This is a genomic window from Bradyrhizobium sp. Gha (assembly GCF_900113735.1).
Lineage (GTDB): Bacteria > Pseudomonadota > Alphaproteobacteria > Rhizobiales > Xanthobacteraceae > Bradyrhizobium.
The window spans coordinates 41,429-58,525 of sequence record NZ_FOQM01000032.1; the positions used below are offsets into that span (position 1 = coordinate 41,429).

The 17,097-nt window shown below is 61.2% G+C and carries 13 protein-coding genes and 2 pseudogenes; 5 read left to right on the forward strand and 10 right to left on the reverse strand.

Annotation, left to right across the window (positions count from 1 at the left end; genetic code table 11):
- Nucleotides 1–15 precede the first annotated feature (15 nt).
- The 5 genes from BM222_RS29850 to BM222_RS29870 are packed head-to-tail and all read right to left on the reverse strand — an operon-like array spanning nt 16 to nt 4,941.
- Nucleotides 16–864: an ABC transporter permease gene (locus tag BM222_RS29850; RefSeq protein ID WP_092236222.1), complete on the reverse strand. Its 849-nt coding sequence runs from the start codon at nt 862–864 to the stop codon at nt 16–18.
- 2 nt (nt 865–866) lie between these two features.
- Complete coding sequence (locus tag BM222_RS29855) at nt 867–1,715, reverse strand: ABC transporter ATP-binding protein (RefSeq protein ID WP_092236225.1); 849 nt, start codon at nt 1,713–1,715, stop codon at nt 867–869.
- Nucleotides 1,712–2,755, reverse strand: a complete 1,044-nt coding sequence (locus tag BM222_RS29860; RefSeq protein ID WP_092236228.1) for an ABC transporter substrate-binding protein — start codon at nt 2,753–2,755, stop codon at nt 1,712–1,714. The genes BM222_RS29855 and BM222_RS29860 overlap by 4 nt, the downstream gene beginning before the upstream one ends.
- 39 nt (nt 2,756–2,794) lie before the next feature.
- Nucleotides 2,795–4,009: a CaiB/BaiF CoA transferase family protein gene (locus tag BM222_RS29865; RefSeq protein ID WP_092236231.1), complete on the reverse strand. Its 1,215-nt coding sequence runs from the start codon at nt 4,007–4,009 to the stop codon at nt 2,795–2,797.
- Complete coding sequence (locus BM222_RS29870; RefSeq protein WP_092236234.1) at nt 4,006–4,941, reverse strand: hydroxymethylglutaryl-CoA lyase; 936 nt, start codon at nt 4,939–4,941, stop codon at nt 4,006–4,008. The genes BM222_RS29865 and BM222_RS29870 overlap by 4 nt, the downstream gene beginning before the upstream one ends.
- Nucleotides 4,942–5,029: 88 nt before the next feature.
- On the opposite strand from BM222_RS29870, the gene BM222_RS29875 reads away from it, so the two are divergent.
- The 3 genes and pseudogenes from BM222_RS29875 to BM222_RS29885 all read left to right on the forward strand — a co-directional run.
- Nucleotides 5,030–5,941: a GntR family transcriptional regulator gene (locus tag BM222_RS29875; protein WP_092236236.1), complete on the forward strand. Its 912-nt coding sequence runs from the start codon at nt 5,030–5,032 to the stop codon at nt 5,939–5,941.
- A gap of 1,351 nt (nt 5,942–7,292) precedes the next feature.
- Entirely contained in the window at nt 7,293–7,448 is a 156-nt protein-coding gene (locus BM222_RS41440; RefSeq protein WP_177243554.1) for a hypothetical protein, read from the forward strand.
- A gap of 13 nt (nt 7,449–7,461) precedes the next feature.
- Nucleotides 7,462–7,644: pseudogene (locus BM222_RS29885) on the forward strand (transposase); the annotation flags it as partial.
- 133 nt (nt 7,645–7,777) lie between these two features.
- On the opposite strand, the gene BM222_RS29890 reads toward BM222_RS29885, so the two are convergent.
- The 4 genes from BM222_RS29890 to BM222_RS42890 all read right to left on the reverse strand — a co-directional run bounded on the left by BM222_RS29890 (nt 7,778) and on the right by BM222_RS42890 (nt 13,024).
- A complete protein-coding gene (locus tag BM222_RS29890; protein WP_092236242.1) occupies nt 7,778–8,707 on the reverse strand; it encodes an amino acid ABC transporter substrate-binding protein in 930 nt (309 codons plus the stop codon).
- Nucleotides 8,704–11,466 carry a bifunctional diguanylate cyclase/phosphodiesterase gene (locus BM222_RS29895; RefSeq protein ID WP_092236245.1) on the reverse strand — a complete coding sequence of 921 codons (2,763 nt, stop codon included), beginning with the start codon at nt 11,464–11,466 and terminating at the stop codon, nt 8,704–8,706. The genes BM222_RS29890 and BM222_RS29895 overlap by 4 nt, the downstream gene beginning before the upstream one ends.
- 1,128 nt (nt 11,467–12,594) lie before the next feature.
- Nucleotides 12,595–12,825, reverse strand: a complete 231-nt coding sequence (locus BM222_RS42885; protein ID WP_283810270.1) for a deoxyribodipyrimidine photo-lyase — start codon at nt 12,823–12,825, stop codon at nt 12,595–12,597.
- On the reverse strand, nt 12,815–13,024 hold the full coding sequence (locus BM222_RS42890; RefSeq protein ID WP_283810271.1) for a deoxyribodipyrimidine photo-lyase: 210 nt from the start codon (nt 13,022–13,024) through the stop codon (nt 12,815–12,817). The genes BM222_RS42885 and BM222_RS42890 overlap by 11 nt, the downstream gene beginning before the upstream one ends.
- Before the next feature lie 169 nt (nt 13,025–13,193).
- Here BM222_RS42890 and BM222_RS29915 point away from each other — a divergent pair, with 169 nt between their 5' ends.
- Entirely contained in the window at nt 13,194–14,924 is a 1,731-nt protein-coding gene (locus BM222_RS29915) for a methyl-accepting chemotaxis protein (RefSeq protein ID WP_092236248.1), read from the forward strand.
- A gap of 587 nt (nt 14,925–15,511) precedes the next feature.
- On the opposite strand, the pseudogene BM222_RS40385 reads toward BM222_RS29915, so the two are convergent.
- A pseudogene (locus tag BM222_RS40385) lies at nt 15,512–15,744 on the reverse strand (nucleotidyl cyclase domain-containing protein); the annotation flags it as partial.
- A gap of 274 nt (nt 15,745–16,018) precedes the next feature.
- On the opposite strand from BM222_RS40385, the gene cysK reads away from it, so the two are divergent.
- Nucleotides 16,019–17,068: a cysteine synthase A gene (gene cysK, locus BM222_RS29920; protein ID WP_092236251.1), complete on the forward strand. Its 1,050-nt coding sequence runs from the start codon at nt 16,019–16,021 to the stop codon at nt 17,066–17,068.
- Nucleotides 17,069–17,097: the final 29 nt, after the last annotated feature.

Genomic DNA, 17,097 nt, shown 5'->3' on the forward strand with positions numbered 1-17,097 from the left:
AGCCGCTATCTCCGCTTATGCGGGTTGTTCAAATTGGGGCTGCCACCTCAGCAGATAGGACTGCAGCGCACGCACGGCGATCGCGAGCAGGATTCCGAGGAACATCATGACGAAGATTGCCACCATCATCTCGCTGGCGTTGGCGCGCGCCTCCGCCTCGATGATGAGCTTACCGAGGCCCCGTTCGGACCCGATGAATTCGCCGACGATGACGCCGATCAGCGCAAAGGAAACCGCCGGCAGGAGGGAAGCAAACACCCAGGCGAGTGCTGAGGGAATGACGACGGTGCGCAGCACGGTGAATTCGCTGGCGCCCATCAGGCGGGCGGCTGCGATCTGGTCCCGATCGACCGCGCGGGCGCCCTCGAAGGTGTTGAAGAACACGACGAAGAACACGACCAGCCAGGCGGTCGCGATCTTGGAGAGATCTCCGAGGCCGAAGATGAGAATGACGAGCGGCACCAGCGCGATGCGCGGGATCGAGTTGAGCGCCACGATGTAGGGCCCGAAGACGCGGGCGAGGAAGTCCGAACGGCCGAGCATGAGCCCGGCGGCAATGCCGCTGACCGATCCGAACAGGAATCCCCACCAGGTGTTCTTCAGCGTGACGAACGTCGCAAACCACAAATTATTGTCGTTGCCTTTGATACAGGCGGCAAAGCCGCCGGCATCCAGGCAGCCGAGCCGGAGAAAACTCCGCCAGATCAGCGACGGCTTGGCGACGAAATAGGGGTCGAGGATTTTCGGCACGTAAGCCTTGGGCAGCAGCGCCTTGCTCCATTCAAAGCCCCACTGCCAGACGACCAGCACGAAGGCAAGAATCGCGAGTTGCCAGAACACGATGACGGTGCGGCTCTTGGGCATGGTCAGTCGGCCCTAGTGCGGCGGAATTCTTCGCCGAGGGAATGCCAGATGTGGGAATAGAGGCGGCCGAACTCGGCGGTCTCGCGCAAGGCCACGGGATCGCGCGGTCGCGGGACTGCGACCTCGAAATCGTCCTTCAGCCGCCCGGGTCGCGCCGAGAGCAGGATGATGCGGCTCGCCAGGGTGATGGCCTCGCCGAGATCGTGCGTCACGAACAGCACGGTCTGCCGCTCACGCTCCCATATGTCCAAGAGCGTCTTGTGCATCTCGAGCTTGGTATGGGTGTCCAGTGCGCCGAACGGCTCGTCCATCAAGAGGATTTCGGGCTCGAGGATCAGCGTGCGCATCAAAGCGACGCGCTGCCGCATGCCCCCGGACAGCATGCGCGGAAAGCTCTGCGCAAAGCCGGTCAGCCCGGCCTTCTCGACCGCCAAGGCGACGCGCCGGGCGCGCTCGGCCTTCGGCAGCCCTGCGATCTCCAGCCCGTAGCCGATGTTCTGCTCCACGCTGCGCCAGGGAAACAGCGTGTCGCGCTGGAAGACATAGCCAACCCTGGGGTTGACTTTGCCGGTCTCGACGGCGTCGTCGTCGATCAGGATGCGTCCGCCGGACCGAGGCAACAATCCTGCGACCATGTTGAGGATCGTGCTCTTGCCGCAGCCGGACGGGCCGAGCAGCGCGACGAATTCGCCCTGCTTGACCTCGAAGGACACGTCGTCGACCGCCACGAAGTCGCGTCCACCAGCGTTGAAGCGCTTGACGAGGCGCTGCACGGCGATGCGTGTGCGCGCGGCGGCGGCGACATCGTCGGATCTGTCGCGCGCGAGGCTCGACCCCTGCGCCGCCGTCATTTGTATTTCGCCTTGGCAGCCCCGAGGAAACTCATGTCGACGATGTCTTCGTATTTCGTTTCGGGGATATCGGTGCCCTTGCGGTACCAGGGCTTGGCGCCGCGCTCGAACGAGGCCTTGTCGATGCTGCCGTCATAGGCCCACGTCGACTTGTCGAAGCCGAGCTCAGCGCTGATGGCATCCGGATCGATGCCCGAGAAATATTTCGGTGCGACCAGCGCCTGCACCTCCCCGAGCGGTGCCGCCTTCACGTAGGCCATGGCGCGGTAGATTGCGTTAATGAAAGCTTGCACCATGGCCTTGTCCTGCTCGATCGTGTCCTGCAGCGCGTAGATCACCAGCACGGGCAGCGTGCCGCCAAAGTCCTTTTCGAACACGCCGGGCTTGGATGTGTCGTAGATGGTCTTGCCAAAGCCCTTCTTCTCGACTTCGACGATCCAGCTCGGCGGCGCCATGATAGCGTCGAACTGCTTGGTCTGGAGCGAAGGGAACATCGTGCTCGGGCCGCCGCCGGCGACCCAGTTCACCTTGTCGCCGAGCCCGCGCGCCTCGAACACATAGGTGCCGAATACCCAGGTGCCCGAGCCGATCGCAGTGGCGGCAACGATCGGCTTGGCGCCATCCCGCTTGTACTCTGCAAGCTTTTCGACCGATGTAATGCCGCTCTCGTAAAGGTCCTGGCGCACCATGATGTTGGCGTAGGAGCACACCATTTCGGTCGCGAGCAGGATCTTGCAGGGCTTGCCGCGCGCGCTGAGCTGGAGCGGATGGCTGGCATCGCCATGCGCGAACAACGCCTGTCCCGCAGCCAGTGTCTGGCGGCCGAACGTGCCGGCATTGCCGGTAACGAGCTTGGGATCGAGGCCTTCGTCTTTGAAGTAGCCCTTCAGCTCCGCGATCATGCCGATGGCGTAGACGGGCGAGATCGGCCCAAAGGCGAGCGAAACCTGCTTGGCCTCGGCGTAGAGCCGCCCCGGCAGCAGCGATGCGCCGGCCAAAGCGGAGCCTGCGATCAGCGCCTGGCGCCTGGTGATGTTCATTTGCTCCTCCCTTTGCTTGTTTTTTGACCACGCCGAGTATCAGGTCGGCGCGATCTTGATCGTCCCTGCTTGTCGCAGCGTTTCGATGTCGTTCGCGGAAAGTCCGATCTCGCCCAGGATCTCGCTCGTTTGCTCGCCAATCTGCGGGGGATCGTAACGGTTGGGCAGGCGACGGCCATCCATTGAGATCGGCAGTAGCGGCGTCTTGGCCTCGCCGCCGTCAGGCAGGCGAATGTCGGTCAGTCCGCCCGATTGGTTGAGATGCGGATCATCGAAGAGATCGCCGGGCTTGTTCACCGGCGCGTAGGGAAGGTCGAGCTGCTCGAGACGTGTGGCGAGGGCAGCCTTGTCCCATTGCTTGAAAATTTTTGCGATCTGGGGGATCAGCCATCCGCGATGATCGACCCGGTCGTTGCTGGTTGCAAAGCGCGGATCGGCAAGCCAGGCTTCGCGATCGAAAGCGCGGCAGAATGCCTCCCACTGCTCCTCCCCGACGATGGTGACAAACAGTTTTGAGCCGTCCCTGGTGTCGAAGAGGTCGTAGACCGGCCAGGGGCTGTCCTTGATGGAATAGGGGATCGACGGCTGGCCGCTGACGACCTCGCACATCATTGCCTGCGCCATCAGGAACACGTTGTTTTCGTACAATGCGCTCTGGATGTAGCGGCCTCGAGCTGTGCGCTGCCGCTCAGCCAGCGCAGCCTGGATCGCGATCACACCGAACATGCCCCCCATGATGTCGTTGACCGAGGCGCCGGCGCGCATCGGGCGGTCCGGCAGGCCGGTCATGTAGGCGAGGCCGCCCATCATCTGCACCACCTCGTCGAGCGCGAGGCGGTTTTCGTAAGGGCCCGGCAGATAACCCTTAAGCGAGCAGTAGATCAGGCGTGGCGCAAAGGCCGCAACGCTCTCGTAGTCGAGACCGATCCGCTTCAACAGGCCCGGCCGGAAATTCTCGATCAGGACGTCACTGCTCTCGATCAGCCGCCGCGCTATGATCTGGCCTTCAGCCGTCGACGTATCCAGCGCGATGCTGCGCTTGTTGCGGCTGTAGGTGGCGAAGAAGCCAGCGGCGGGCCCCTTGAAGTAGCGGGTGCGGTCGCCCTTGGGCGGCTCGACCTTGATCACGTCGGCGCCGAGATCGGCGAGGATCAGCCCGCAGCTCGGGCCCATCACCATCTGGCTGAACTCGATGACCCGAACGCCGGCCAGCGGACGAAGCTCCGATGTCGTCTCGCGCGCAGCCGCCGTCATGCCGCCCTCCGCAGCACCTTTGGGATACCTGCATCGTGCAGATGCCCCGTCAGGTGTTTCGCAGGGATATGGCCGGCGAGAATCTCCCGCGTTTGCATCAGGCGATCAAGATCGATCCCGGTGGAGAGCCCCATGCGCTCCAGCATGAATACGAGATCCTCGGTGACGATGTTGCCGCGCGCACCCGGGGCAAAAGGGCAGCCACCGAGCCCGGACACCGCGGCATCGAAACGGCGGATCCCTACTTCCAGGCCGGCAACGGCATTGGCAAGGCCCGCGCCGAGCGTGTCGTGCAGATGCAGCCGCAGCGTCATCTGCGATCCGACCTCGCGCCTGACGGCTTCGACGATCTGCCCGATCAGTTTGGGGGTGGCGTAGCCGACTGTGTCGGCCAGCCCGATCTCGTCGGCACCGGCTTCGGCGAAGGCGCGCGCAACCCGGCACACGGCCGCTTCGCTGACCTCGCCTTCGAGGGAGCAGCCGAAGGAGGTGGAGATCGCGCCCATCAGTTGCGGCCGCCGGTCCATTGGCCGGGCATCGATCGCCGCACGAACCGCGCGAAACCCATCGAGTTGCTCCTCTACCGAGCGACGCACATTGGCACGGTTGTGTGTCTCACTTGCCGAGATGACGAAGTACACGGCGTTGACGCCCGCGGCGATTGCGCGCTCGGCCCCTTTGGGGTTCGGCACCAACGCACCAATTGTGGCCGTCATGTGCGTGAGCGCATGCGCCATCACCGCATCGACGTCAGCGAATTGCGGCACGACTTTCGGCGGCACGAAAGATCCCGCATCGATCTCGCGCACGCCTGCGGCGGCGATCATGTCGATCAGCGCGCATTTGGCTTCGGTCGGGACGAACACATCCAGGTTTTGCAGGCCGTCGCGTGGAGCGACCTCGCAAATGTGGACGTCGGGCGCACGCGCCATCGGGGTCTCCCTAGCTTGATTGTATATTGTTGCCTAAAAGAACAATCCGTGAGACAATCTGTCAAGCCTAAACCTGGCGTGCACTGCAATGACAGCGATCGACAGTTCCCGACAGCGCTCCGCCAGAAACGGCGGTTCCGAGCGCGCCGAGCACCTCGCCGGCTTGATCATGGCACTCGCCCGCCGAGAAGGCATGAAAGCCGGCGATCGCTTGATAGAACAAAGGCTTGCCGATGCGCTCGATCTGTCACGCGCGCCGATCCGGCTCGGCCTGAAGGCTCTGGAGGCGGCGGGGCTGGCGCGCGGCGAGCCGCATCGTGGCTTCGTGCTGGCGAAGAATCCGACCAGCGGCGCGGCTCAGCCGGCGCTCGCGGCCATTAGGCGCAGCGAGCAAGTTTATGCGAACATCGCGGGCGACGTGCTTGCGAGCCGGCTGCCGTTTGATGTCACCGAGGCCGAGCTGATGCGCCGCTATGATCTCAGCCGCGCCGAATTGCAGCGACTCCTCGATCGGATCGCGGCCGAGGGGTGGATCGCACGTCTGCCAGGCTATGGCTGGCGCTTTGCGGAGACCGTCTCCAGCCCCAAAGCGCAGGCCAAGGCAATGGCGTTTCGCGCGGTGATCGAGCCGGCGGCGATTGCACAGCCGGACTTCATGCTGTCGCAGGAGGTGATTGCACGTCTGCGCGAGCGCCAGCAACGCCTCCTGGAAGGCGAGCTCGAGAAGATGACGATCGGCGAGATCTATCACTCCGGCTGCGAATTTCATGAACAGATCATCCGTGGCGCCGGCAATCCCTTCTTCATCGAAGCGCTGCGGCGCGTGAACGCTATCCGGCGGCTCTTTGCCTATCGTAGCTTCACCGATCGTGACTGTATGCGGCGGCACATACGCGAGCATTTGCGCCTGCTGGAAATCCTGGAGGCGCAGCAATATGCCGAGGCGGCGGAGTTGTTGGCAAAGCACCTGCAGCGGCCACTCGTGCAAGGTGTGTCGTAGCGCCAGGCGTTTCCGGCAAAGCAGATTTGGGCGATTGTCTAGTCGCAGGCTATTCGGTCAGCCTGCATCGACGATAACGCGGTATGCTCTTCGATTGTTTCCCAACATACGCAGCTTACTCGTCTTCAAATTATATGCCTGCCTCGTTGCGTGAGGTCTCAAGTAGCTCATCGATCCTCGCTGACTGAGCCAGTAATGTGGCCCGAGTTGTTTCATTCAATGTGGTATGCCCGACAAACAATCGGATACAACGGTTCGCGAGTTCAAGAATGAAGATGGCTTGGCGGACCTCCTCCAATGTTTGAATTTCTCGGGCTTGAACTTGCGATAGCAAAGCGGTGACGTTCGCTAGTACATCAGGAAGCTGCAGGCGCGAACGTTCCGATCCAGAGTCTTGTTTGTCAGGCCGCTTAAATTTTAGCACTGTCGACATGTCGCAAATCTCTTTTGCGGGCCCGCAATAATTCGATTGTGGCGTGCCTTCTTCGAGGCAATCAAAGCGAAGTAGAAAAATACAAAATTCCGGCGAAATTCACGCAAGTACCACACTCGGACAGGCAAACCCCGGCCTAGTTTTGCCGTACAGCGAAGGCTGCACCGCTCTGCAGCGGAATGTTGGTTCAAGTTTCACGCGAACTGATTAACAAAAGATTTAACAGGTTGCGCGGAGACGGCATACACATATCCAAGTTGCACAAAACACAACCGAAATTCGGCAGACATTGCTGGCAAGATCGATCGCGTGCCTGTTTGGCACCTACTAGGCTCCAATTTTTATCAAACCCAGGAACAGCCCGTTGCGTTCCGCAGACGTAGTACTCGCGGCTTGCCGGGTATTGTAAGGTGGTCGCAAGAAGCATCCTCGGGCGCGATACTCGGATCTCGCGGGGCCCTGCTTACTTCGCTCATGTCAGGGGCCTCTGTAAGGGGATGCTGATGGCGCGCTGCTCAGAAGGACTCAATGAGGCTGCACGTATTACGTGAGACACTTGAACGTCTTGCTTAGATGCAGCTGCTCTCCAAGAGCAACTCGACCTATTATTGTCGATGCTCGTGCGGCTGCGCACGACAATCGATCGACTCTAGGCGCACAAGCGACGCCGCAGACGTTCCCAGAGCCGCAGACGTTCCCAGAAATGACGCAGATGCGGCAAGGTGCGATCAATTGCGCCCAACACGCGAATGTGGAGGTGGACTGACGGCCAGCTGGAGCATACGAACGTGAGTGGTCAGCCAGAGGCAGGACCGATCTGGACAGCGGTGCGCTTCGATGCAGCTGGGAGTTGGGCCATTAATGCTTCGTTGACCAAGGTGTTCATATAATAAGCGGCTGTTTCCTTCGAGGGAGCCGATGAAGGTCTGGGTCAGCCTGGCTTTGCTTGCGGCGTTCGTACCGCTAGGGCAGCGCTTTGGCTCAACGGCGGCGGAGACATCAAGTGATCCGGCGCAGATCCGCACCAGTTACCGTCCAGCAGAAATGAGCTGCTGCCGGTTTGATGGACACTGAGATTAGGTGTTTCATGAAGCCGGAGGTGGGCGATGAAGGTCGCGAATTCAAGATCGAGGCGGTCAAGCTGGTTAGGGAGCGTGGCGTTTCGCTGGCGCAAGCCGGCCGCGACCCGGATGTTCATGAGAACGTTCTGCGCAAATGGGTGAAAGAGTTTGGCTCGAATTCGGTGCAGGCCTTTCCCGGCCACGGGCAGGGCAGGCTGAAGTTGATCCGGGCCGACTCGTCCTTGAGATTGCTGTGAACCCTGTTCGGCGGGCGCTCGAAGAGCTATGGTTGGACGCTCATCCTAACGTCCAGATCTCCCGAAATCGCCGCGACTTGTTCGATCAATGTCCTGTATTTCGCATCACATAGGCCGCCGGATCACCACTATCTGTCGGATTTGCGATTGCGAGCTTCAGCGCCGCACTCATAGGGACATTGAGGCTGATTCCGTTCGGCGGAATCGGGTCGAGAAACCATTTAGTATAGATCCTGTTGATTTCGCCGTTGCGAAAGATCGTTGCCAGTGCATCGTCAGCCACTTTCTTGAAGGCGGGGTCGTCGCGCCGCAGCAGGATTCCGTATGGTTCGACTGACAGCGCGTCGTCGGATACGACGTAGTCAGCGGGCGCTGCCGAGTTGGCTACAAGGCCGTACAGCAGGATATCGTCCATGACGACAGCGGCAGCGCGATCGGATTCCAGCATCCGGAATGCCTCGAAATTATCCTTTGCCGCAAGGATGGTGAGCCCAAGATGGCGCTCCTCGTTGAGTTCACTGATCTGCTTGAGGTTGGTTGAGGCGATGGTCGACACCACCGTTTTGCCCTTGAGGTCATCAAGGGTCCGCAGGTTGGCCGCTACCTTGGAGGCGAATCGATTGGCGGCGACGAAATAAGTCGATGAGAATGTCACGACCTTCTGACGATCGAGATTGTTGGTCATCGTGTCGCATCCAAGATCGATCTTCCCGCTCAAAATTGAAGGAATGCGAAGCGCCGGGGTGATTGGCACCAGCTTTACCTCCAGCTTTGCCAAGCCGAGGTTGTCCTTTACGGCATCGGCGATGCGATAGCAGAGGTCCACCGCATAGCCCACGACCTTCTCGTTCCTGTCGTAATAAGAAAACGGGATCGACGATTCACGATGTCCAATCGCGATAGTTCCGGTGTTCCTGATCTTCTCGAGCGTGCCGGTCGTCTGTTGAGCGATACCCTCATGGCTCGTGAAGCACAGCGTAACTGCAGCCAGGATGACCAATTTCAGGCGTATCATGCTCTCCTCGCCGTGATCTCCGGTTCATCTTCAACATCATCTGGCGCCGGCCAATTTCGCCTGTCTTGCCGGTCGACCGTGCCGCTTCGGGCAGGCCGGCCCACGGCCTGCGCATAGCTGTCGATCGAAGCCGGTCGCCCGATCAGGTAACCCTGTACGAGATCGCAGCCGGCGCGGACGAGGACGTCGAGCTGGGCTCGCGTCTCGACGCCTTCGGCGGTCACTGGAAGCTCGAGCCCGCGTGCCAATCCTATGACACCTCGCAACAGCGCCTTCGATTGCGCGCTACGTTCGAGGTTCGATATGAAGCTGCGGTCGATCTTTATCGTGTCGAACGGGAATGCCTGCAGATACGACATCGATGAGTAGCCGGTGCCGAAATCGTCGAGCGCAATGCGTACCCCCAACGCTTTGAGCCGCCGAAGGATGGACAATGCACGGGAGAAGTCGTCGATCAGAACGCCTTCCGTGATTTCCAACTCAAGCAGGCCAGCATCCAATCCGGTCTCGATCAGAACCTCGTGGACCAGCCGCACGACGTCATCGTTCCTAAACTGGACCGGCGACAAATTGACGGAAATCTGCAGCTGGTTCGGCCAGGACGCGGCTTCCTCGCACGCGGTACGCAGAATCCATTCACCCATCGCGACGATCAGTCCGTTCTCTTCCGCGAGCGGAATGAAGGTTCCAGGTGCGACCACCCCGCGCCTCGGATGATGCCAGCGGACCAACGCTTCGAAACCCGCGATCTCGCCGTCGATTTTTGCAAGCGGCTGATAATCGAGCCACAGTTCGTCGTTCGCGAGAGCAGATTGCAAATCGTGCTGCAATTCGCGTCGATCCCGCAATTGCGCGCCCATCTCAGCCTCAAAGAATCTGATCGCATTGCGACCTTCCGCCTTGGCACGGTACAGTGCGACATCCGCGTTGGCGAGCAGGGTCGTCGGGTCGTTTCCGTGAAGCGGACAGGATGCGATGCCGATACTCAAGCCAATGCGCAACTGTCGTCCGGCGATCTCGATGTCGCCACTCAGGGCGTTCCTGAATTGCTGAGCCAGTTGACCGACGGCATCTGCCTGTGCGTCTCCGGTCGTGACCACAATGAACTCGTCGCCACCAACGCGCGCCAGGAAGGCGCCGTTCGCAGCGGCTTGGAGACGCCGTGCCACTTCGCGCAGCAGCGCGTCGCCGACCAGATGGCCGTAAAAGTCGTTGATCTCCTTGAAACGATCGAGGTCGAGGCAAAGGATCGCGAACGTCCCGGCCGCGCGCAGCGTCTCATCAATGGCCGAAACCAGATAGTCGGAAAACGCCGCGCGATTGTGCAGACCGGTAAGTGAGTCATGATGTGCAATGTGTGCAATTCGCTTCTCCGCGCGCTTTTGCTCAGTGATGTCCTCTACGGTGGTGACGAAACCGCCCCCCGGTGCCGGCCGGAACACCGTCACCACGGACCTCCCGTCCGCAAATTCCGTCACGGTACGCGCCGGCTCGTGTGCTGCAATGATAGCCATCATCCCGCTGAAATACTCCTCGGGATCTCCCCCCAAATTCAGGCCCAGCCCCTGATGGTCGAAGACATGGCGCAACGGAGTTCCCGGCGTCGTCAGCTCATGCGGCAGGCGGAAGAGCTCGGCGTAGCGATCGTTGCACAGGATTAGGCGCTGGTGTTCGTCGTACATGCAGACGCCCTGCGACAGATTGTTCAGCGTGGAGTCCAGCTGGATACTTTGCCTGCGAAAAAACTGAACGACCACGGCGCCGGTCCCCCCGATCGCCACCACGAGGACAATAGTTAACCCAATCAGGTATCCCGCCTCGGTTCGCCAGTCGGCGAGCGCAGCTGCTACGGTTGCGCTGGCTGTCAGATTGATCGGAACGTTAGGAAGCCGCGCCTGCGCAACCAGCCGCTCGGTCTCATCCACGCCGCTGGCGGACTGCGGTGCGGTCCCGTTCGCCAAGCTGCGGCCAGACCGTTTTCCTATGATGGAATCGATGTGCGGATAGCGCGCGAGGAGGAGCCCATCGTCCCGAAGCAGCGCTGTCGACTCATCAGTCGCGCGTGCGAGAGTTCCAAACGAGTCCTCGAAGTACTGCGAGGCCACCGTGCCGACGACCAGACCGAGGAATTCACCGTTTGATCCCCTAAATTTCCGGGCAAGGTACATGGTCCAAGCGCCGGTTTGGTCATCCCGTATCGGTCTGCCGAGCATCGAGCTCAATCGCGGGTCGGCCTTCAGCGCCTCGAAAAAGTCCTGACCAGCGAAATTGACCGGTGGAGTTGGCCATGCCTGCGACGAATTGATGAGCGTGCCATCGGCGCCCACCAACATAACCGCGCCGATGTGAGGGAAGCCGCCGATCTTGTCCTTCAGCATTAGATGGATGCCGCGTCCCACCATGGCGCGAGCGTAGAGTGCGTCAGAGACGATCGCCAGCGTTTCCATGTATTCGATCATGTTGGCCTCGATGAGGTCGATCGACTGGAAGTCGCGCGCCGCCTGCCTGGCAAGTACGGTTGCGGTCGCCAACAGCCGCTGTTTGCTTTGTTCGATAGCCTGATGACGCAGGTTGGACAGTATCAGGCCGATTACGGCGACCACCAGCGCGATGAGGAATGCGCTGCATAGCACGAGGATGACAATTGGGCGCGAGGCGGTCCGGCGCACCCGACGCGTTGCGCCCTCCAGCGCCGAGTTCGCTAAAAGCCGGTCCGCAAGCAATTGGCCCCACGACATGATTCCAGCGATGGTCGACATCCCGGAAATTCTGGGTCCGACCGGTTGGCTTCGCGTTAACAGGAGGCGTATTAACCATCGTGAACCTCGGGACGGTTAAGAATGCGTGCTATCGCCGAACGGCGCCGCCAGCGCCCACAGAAGGCTCGCCAAATCAGAGACATCCATAGATCGGGCTCTGTCTGCGGTTAGGGAAGACGCTCCCAATGGGTTGTCTGTCGGAGGGGTAAGCTCCCAGTAACCGACAAGCAGGTGCTCCATACAATCACGGACCAGCGACAGGTCAGCGGAGCCGTTGCTCCTGCCCCGGCCGGGCGAAGCGGACATCGCCGACGATTTATGATGGGGTGGACGCCCCGCCCGACGGCATCGATGTGCCAAAGTGGAGGTGTTGAGCACCAGTTAAGGGAGGCGTCCGTGTCAGAGGTTATCATAATCGGTCTGGATATCGCCAAGCATGTTTTTCACGCGCACGGAGCGGATGGGCGGGGGCAATATTCAGCAAGCGGATCAGCCGGGGAAAGCTGCTGGATTTCTTCGCGGCCCAGCCGAGTTGCACGGTAGCGCTAGAGGCATGTGGTGGAGCGCATCATTGGGCCGTCAGCTCACCCAGCTTGGCCATGAAGTTCGGCTGATCATTGGTTCCGGTCCGCGAACTCCCATACAGGCCCGCAGCTCCATCGCTGCATCAGAGGCCGGACAGATGGCAGCATCCGACTACGTGCAAGTCTCTTCAAAATACCGCTTGCTCTGGGGCGTCCACAGATGAGTACGCGCCCGAATAGGCGCCGTCTCGATAGATCGGCTCCTTCGTTTTGAGCGAGTAAGCAACGAGATCAAACTCGCCGTTGCTCAGGGCGCAGGCTTCTCGAGAACCAGCATTTGACTTCTTCCTTCCGACTTCACGCGGCACTCGCTCGCGAGCAGCTTTGGGTCTCCAAGGCCATCGAACGTCGAAGAACCCAACCAACTCAAGTATGGCTCCCAACTCGGCCAGATCGCGCTTGGCCGGCGGTGTTCGCCATCCGTCAAGCACGCCCGCCAAGCTCTCAGTGCGGCACAGCAAACGAGATCACCTGGTCGCTCACCTTCGGCAGAAGGATAGAATTTCCTCCGGCGGCGAAGGTGACGTACTCCCTGCCGTTGTAATTATAGATGGTGGGCATCGAGACGGCCGGGGCGTTCACCAAGCTGCTGGCCTTCCTTGTTCGAGATCGCCGAGGGCGGGACGAGCGGGTCGCCGGGAAAGCTTTGCGACTCGATACCGAGCTTTGCCAGCGCAGCTTCCAGTCGCTTCTCAACCGCCTGATGCTCGGCCTGCGCGATCTCATTCCAGTAAACACCACGTGCTCCGCTCTCGCGCGCCAGCTCAGGGATCACTGTGTCCGCCGATCCCTTGCGCAGGACGAGCGATCCCCCCGCGCCGCCGCGACATCAGCGCCCAGCGCGCGCAGCGATTGCACCAGCTACCAGCGCGCCGCACGCCCGGCGCTCGTCCAGCCGCATCGTCCAACACATACAGACAGATCACCGGTGCGCCGGTCTTGGCGGCGGCGTGGAGGCCAGGATGGTCGGACACCCGGAGGTCATCGCGAAATCAGACAATGACAGGCGCAGGACTTTGCGGGGGCAGGGCGTGTCCTCGTTTACATCTTGGAAAGCATTCGGGTTCCGTGTTGTGAACCCTCGTTAATGCGGTCGTAAGCGGATTGCATGAATATGCAGAATCCCGGGGGGTAGTTCCGTCCATGTCCGATTCGTTAACGGCCAAGTTGGTGCCGCAATTCAAACTGGGTACCAAGGCCGTGTTGTGTGCGGTCCTGCTGATCGCGATGAATACGGCACTGGTGGTCGGCGCGGGCTATTGGTCGCTCACCTCCGCCTTCAATGATCGCGCGCTGCGCGACATCGAGGTCAGCCTGCGCACGCTGGCGCTGGCTTTCGCCGAAATCGTCCCCGACGCCAGGATCGCTATGCAGGATGGTGTGGTGGCGCGCGCCGAGATCGCCAAGATGCCCGACATCAAGGATCACTCCATCGTCGATCGCGCGGTGTCCTATGTCGGCGGCAATGCGACCCTATTCGTGTTTGACGATGCGAGCGGGCAGTTCGTTCGCCGCTCGACTAATGTGAAGAAGGAAAATGGCGACCGCGCCGTCGGCACCCAGCTTGCCGCCGATCATCCAGCGCAGGGCTTCTTGCGCCGCGGCGAGGCTTATAAGGGACCGGCCACACTGTTCGGTAAGTCCTTCATGACCGCTTATTTCCCGATCGCGGATGCTGGCGGCAAGGTCGTCGGCATTCTCTATGTCGGCACTCCCATGGCCCAGTACGAGGCCATGCTGGCCCAGGCAATCGAGAGCATGGCGGTCGCGGCCGGCATCGCCGCGCTGCTGGTCCTGGTGCTCACTTTGCTGGTCGTCCGCCGCGTCACCCGGCCGCTGGCCTCGGTCACCCGCTCGCTGACGGCGCTTGCCAACGGCCAGAGCGACGTCGGGATCGATTGTGAGGATCGCGCCGACGAAATCGGCGAGATCGCGCGCACCGTTGCGGTGTTCAAGAGCAATTCGCTGGACCGGGCGCGCATGCGCAGCGAGCAGGCGGAAGCTGCGGCTGCCGCCGTCGAACAGCGCAGGGCCGACCTTCGCAACTTCGTTGCTGAATTCCGCAGCGGCATCGGCGGTATCCTCGACAAGGTGCTGCATTCCTCCGGCGAGTTCGAGCGCGTGGCGCGACAATTGACCGATACCGCGCGGTCCACCGCCGAGCTGTCGGCGAAATCGGCTGGCGCCTCCGAGCAGGCCTCCGACCACGTGCGTGCGGCAGCGTCAGCCTCGGACGAGCTCTCGCAGTCGATCTCCGAGATCACCAAGAGGATGCAAGAGTCCAATGCGATTTCCGCCGAGGCCGTGCAGCAGGCCGTGGCGACCGACCAGCGCATCGCGCAGCTTTCGGAAGCCGGCTCCCGCATCGGCGACGTCGTCAAGCTGATCACCTCTATCGCCGAGCAGACCAACTTGCTGGCGCTGAATGCCACCATCGAGGCCGCGCGCGCGGGCGATGCGGGCCGTGGCTTTGCCGTGGTGGCCCAGGAGGTCAAGACGCTCGCCGGCCAGACCGCGAAAGCGACCGACGAGATCTCGACCCAGATTGCGAGCATGCAGCAGGCGACCGAGGAGTCGGTCACCGCGATCAAGGCGATCACCGAGACTATCGAGCGCATCAGCGGCATCGCGAGCTCGATCTCGGCCGCGGTCGAGCAGCAGCGCAGCGCCACCCACAACATCGCGGCCAGTGTTCGCGCGGCCGCTTCGGGCACCGCCGACGTCGCGGTCAATGTCCGCCACGCGGCCGAGGGCGCGAGTGAGACCGGCGAGACCTCGAGGCAGATCTTTGCCTCCGCCCAGGCGCTGTCAGGCGAGAGCCTGCATCTCAAGGCCGAGGTTGAGAGCTTCTTGGACCGCGTGCAGGCGGCTTGATCGTCAGAGAGCGGGCTGAAACCTTCGGCCCGGCGTGACATGGCTGACGGCATAGTGTGAGTGCCCGCGCTGCGGGCAGGGAGGCTGCCAATGAACCGCATCGCCGCGCTGTATCTCGCGCAACCCTTGTCGTCCTGCCCTGGTTGGATTTCCTGTTCCGCGGGCTGATCGCCAAGGCTTCTTCACGTCCGAGGCCGGGACATGCTCGCCGAGCTGAAGCCCTTGCGATCTGTTCTATTTGCACAGGCGCGGCGTTGGCGCGGATCGCCGCTTCTCCGATAGCTTTAGCGATTAGTCTAAACCGCTCGCGAGTGATGGTGGTTGTCCTGCTGGCGCTGCGCTTGGTCCTGTCTGGGCGGCAGGAAAGCGCCCAAGTACAGCTCGATCCGCAAAGTCCGCGCTCAATATGCGGCGTTCGCCGACATCATGGCGGCAGCTGCGGTGAGCGTGGCCAAGATTCCCGGAGATGTCTACTGCAAACAGAACAACCTCATCTACCGAGCTGCCGGCAAAGCCTTCGTGGTGGACGATTTTGGTGTCGGATCAGCTCCACCGCGCTGCTATTCGCCGCAGCTCCGACGACGCCGAATGATGTCGCCGAGATGGTTACCGATGCGGAATTCGATCAGCTCCTCCGACGGCACGTGGCCATTGCGCTCGACCATCGCCTGCTAGATTTCAACGGCCCAACGCGCGGCGTCAACGGCGCTGAGAAATTCGACCAGCATGCCTGGACGATCCGGCCGCGATGCGCGGTATCGACCAGCGTTTTGCGAAGCCCTTTCAGCTCGGCCGGGGTGCGCTCTTCATCGCGGCCCATCAATCGACTGTAGCCGGCGACATCAGCCGCCAGCACTGCCGCCAATCTCCCTCCACCGCTCGCCGGACAAAAGCAGGCCTCTTGTGGCAAAAATTTCGGTCAAACCAATAGAAGAACGGAACGACTATCATTCACAGCCGCATTGTCGGATAATGTGACCGCATATTCAATGTCGGCCGATTGGGTGAAGCCTCCATCCTTGTATCTTTGCAAGCAGGGCTGACGGTAATCTGCAATGCGGTTTTTTCGCACATTTTTGTGACGAGGAGATACCATGGGTCATCAATATCAGAGCATTCTCGACACTATCGGCCACACACCCGTTGTGCGAATCAATCGTCTCGCGCCCGCGGAGGTCAACCTCTTTGTGAAGGTGGAGGCCTTCAATCCGCTTGGCTCAGTCAAGGACCGGCTCGCTCTCGGCGTCATCGAGGCCGCGGAGGAATCCGGAGAACTCAAGCCCGGTCAGACCGTGATTGAGGCGACGAGCGGTAATACAGGCATCGGCCTTGCGATGGTATGCGCCGCCAAAGGATACCCCCTGGTAGTCACCATGGCCGAGACCTTCAGCATAGAGCGGCGGCGGCTGATGCGGTTCTTGGGCGCGAAGGTCGTCGTAACACCGGCAGCCGACCGGGCGGTTGGAATGATCAACAAGACCATTGAGCTTGCCAAGAGCCATGGCTGGTTCATGACGCGGCAGTTCGAAAACGAAGCCAATCCCGACTACCACTCCAAAACAACGGCGGTCGAGATTTTGGACGATTTCGCCGGAGATCGGCTGGACTATTGGGTCACGGGCTACGGGACTGGCGGCACGCTGAAAGGCGTGTCGCGAGTGCTCAAGAAGGAACGTCCCGACACGAAGATCATCGTCTGCGAGCCCCAGGATGCGCAACTGCTGGGCAGCGGCGTCGAACAGAAGCGTAACGACGATGGCACGCCAGCGGCGCCGCATCCGACATTCAAGCCGCATCCGATGCAGGGCTGGACGCCCGATTTCATCCCGAAGCTCGCCGGTGACGCCGTCACGATGAAACTCTTCGACCGCATCCTGCCCATCCCTGGCCCCGAGGCCATCAGGTGCAGCAAGGAACTCGCGACCAAGGAAGGCATCTTTGTCGGCATCACCTCGGGCGCAACCCTGGCCGGCGCGCTCAAGATCGCGGCAGAGGCCGAGAAAGGCGCAAACATCCTTTGCATGCTGCCTGACACCGGCGAGCGTTATCTTAGCACGCCGTTGTTCGCAGACGTTCCGGTCGACATGAACGAGGAGGAGCTGGAGATCTCGCGCTCAACGCCAACGGCCCAGTTCAAGACTTAGGAGTTTCGAAGGAGGTTGCTGAACGGGTT